Below are 1,395 nucleotides of genomic sequence, written 5' to 3'. Positions count from 1 at the left end.
GAACTGCCTCAGCCCCTCCTCGACCAATGCCTTGTCGATCGGCCCCAGTCCCCAGCGCTGTTTCGTGCCGCGCTCGAAATGCACCATGTCGCAGGCCCTGACGAAATTCTCCTTGCCCCAGCTCAGCCAGCGGATCATCTCCGGTTCGTCGTCGCCGGTGCGCCAGAAATCCGAATGCATGTCGCGCGAGAGCCGGCAGGCGATCGCATCGGCTTCCCACAGGCTCCATCCCGGGCCGACCAGGATGGGCAAGGTCAAATTTGGGTTCAGCGCGCGGTAGCGCTCGGCTTGCCCCGGCGCCATGGGCGAGGCGAATTCGAAGGCGACATCGGCCTTCAGATAGCGCGCCGACGCGACCGCGAGGCGAGGATTGGGATTGCGGCTGAACAGTAGTTTCATGTCGATCTCCGGTCCTTCGATTGCCTGCCAAGGACGTTTGAAACCGGCCCGATGCTACATGACGCATGCGGGCGGGACCCGGCGCAACTCGCCAGATCCGACTTTGCAGCGGAGCAACGCGTCGGCTATGCCTCCCGGGCCGGATATCATCGCTTAGCCTAGTCAAGCCTTCCCGTTCAACGGCTTGCGCCCCTGCCCGCCTTCCGCTATAGAGCCGCCACCCGCGTAGACACCCTTGGAGGCAACGCGGAGGAAGGCCGGCCAGGCCTGCATGATCCCCGAAGCGTTTGGACAGCCAAAAGCGTTGGATGGACCATGCAAGGCCGCGACGGCTTTCGACGTTTACGGATGGGCTTGCCCGCCGCGAGCGCTCCATAACACGCGAAAGGAAATGCCATGAGCCACGAGGCTTACGAGCTCAAGGCCGAAGCGCGCGAACAGGTCGGTAAGGGGTCCGCCCGTGCAGTTCGCCGCAACGGCAAAGTGCCTGCAGTTATTTACGGCGACAAGCAGCCCCCCCTGGCGATCGCCCTCAACTACAAGGACATCTTCTACAAGATCCACGGCGGCGGGTTTCTGACCACGATCGCTACGATCGATGTCGACGGCAAGAAGATCCAGGTCCTGCCGAAGGATTTTCAGCTCGATCCGGTCAAGGACTTCCCGGTCCATGTCGATTTCCTGCGCATCGGCAAGGACACCGAGGTCAATGTCGACGTGCCCGTCCACTTCATCAATGAGGACAAGTCGCCCGGCATCAAGCGCGGCGGCGTGCTCAACATCGTTCGTCACGAAGTCGAGTTCCACTGCCCTGCCAACGCGATCCCGGAATTCATCACCGTCGATCTCGCCGGCACCGAAATCGGCGACTCGATTCACATTTCGGCGGTTGCCCTGCCGGCCGGCGTCAAGCCGGTGATCTCCGATCGCGACTTCACCATCGCGACCATCGCCGGCTCCGCGGCAATGAAGCCGGAGACGGAGGAGACTGCCGAA

General features: G+C 62.6%; 1 protein-coding gene and 1 pseudogene. One reads left to right on the top strand and one right to left on the bottom strand.

From position 1 onward, the window contains the following. Window positions 1-399 (bottom strand): annotated as a pseudogene (locus tag EOA75_RS32820) (glutathione S-transferase family protein); the annotation flags it as partial. A 396-nt stretch (window positions 400-795) separates the two neighbouring features. Here EOA75_RS32820 and EOA75_RS32815 point away from each other — a divergent pair. Continuing rightward, window positions 796-1,395, top strand: a 600-nt coding sequence (locus EOA75_RS32815) for a 50S ribosomal protein L25/general stress protein Ctc (protein WP_127326134.1), incomplete at its 3' end; no start/stop codon positions are given.

Source organism: Mesorhizobium sp. M1A.F.Ca.IN.022.07.1.1 (genome assembly GCF_003997575.1).
In the GTDB taxonomy this organism is placed as follows: Bacteria; Pseudomonadota; Alphaproteobacteria; order Rhizobiales; family Rhizobiaceae; genus Mesorhizobium.
This window is presented reverse-complemented; position numbering and strand designations above follow the sequence as displayed.